General features: G+C 64.3%; 2 protein-coding genes. Both read right to left on the reverse strand.

What is annotated here, in order from left to right; all coding sequences use genetic code 11:
- The coding region (locus HL671_RS37810; protein WP_246706085.1) for an MCP four helix bundle domain-containing protein at positions 1-621 on the reverse strand (621 nt) is incomplete at its 3' end.
- 131 nt (positions 622-752) lie between these two features.
- The coding region (locus tag HL671_RS37815; RefSeq protein ID WP_246706087.1) for a methyl-accepting chemotaxis protein at positions 753-1,204 on the reverse strand (452 nt) is incomplete at its 5' end.

Consider the following 1,204-nt stretch of genomic DNA (forward strand, 5'->3'; position numbering starts at 1 on the left):
TCTGTCGGCAACATCCTTCATCTTCGCCTGGAGCTTCTCGGCGCTGGCGCGGCTCTTCATCGCGACGTCGCGCATTCTCTCCGCCTGCTCGCTGAGTTGCACGTCCTTGGCGGCGCTAACGACGCGGATCGTCTCCTGAATCCCTTTCTCGTACTCGGCATAGGCGGCACGGACATCGGGGATCATCGCGCGCGCCTGGTCGTCCCTGGTCTTGGCAACCTCTTCAAGGCGCTCGGCGAATTGCTTGCGCTGCTCGTCGATCACCTTGAGGGTGGCCTCACGATTGTCTTGTCGCGGGTCGAGCGCCGCGCGGAATTCGGCGCGATTGAGCGCAATCACGCTCTGATTGGCTCGCGCCGCAACGAGAGCCCGGCTGGCGGCCGCCTTCATATTGGCGGCGCCTTCTGCGACGGTCTCCAATGCGCCAATCGCGACCCAGCTGATCGCTCCGGCTACAGCGGCCATCAACAAGACGATGGCAAGAATTTTGGTGAGCACGCGAAAGCGCGACAGGAAAGACATCGAACGACCTCGTCTGATACCTGATGACCGACGAGAACCGGTCTGGGCCCGAGCCGACCATGTCTCTCCCGCATCATCAGCGATTTGGAACGCTGCCAATCTGAGCGGCCAAACGGCGTAATTTGATTAATTTTTTCTCCCGTAAACTACGGAGACGATGGCGAAACGAACAGGCGCGGCCTTGTGGCCACGCCCTGTCTGTCGACGAACGGCGGGGATAAGCGCCGCGCTCAGGCGGCGCGGACCGTGCTCAGGAAGCGATCGACCTCAACCTTCAGCCGGTTGCTGTCGCCGGACAGCATCTGCGCTGCCGACAGCACCTGCGATGAGGCCGAGCCGGTCTCGCCGGCGCCACGTTGCACCTCGGAGATATTGGCCGAGACCTGCTGCGTGCCGATGGCCGCCTGCTGGATGTTGCGCGAGATCTCCTGCGTCGCGGCGCCCTGCTCCTCCACCGCGGCGGCGATCGCCGAGGAGATCTCCGAAAGCTTCTCGATGGTGCCGGAAATCTCGCGGATTGCGCCGACCGATTCCTGCGTCGCCGCCTGGATGCTGCCAATCTGCTGGCCGATCTCGCCGGTGGCCTTGGCGGTCTGCTCGGCCAAAGCCTTGACCTCGGAGGCGACCACCGCAAAGCCGCGGCCGGCCTCGCCGGCGCGCGCCGCCTCGATGGTGGCGTTGA

The organism is Bradyrhizobium denitrificans (assembly GCF_013179005.1).
Classification (GTDB): Bacteria; Pseudomonadota; Alphaproteobacteria; order Rhizobiales; family Xanthobacteraceae; genus Bradyrhizobium; species Bradyrhizobium denitrificans.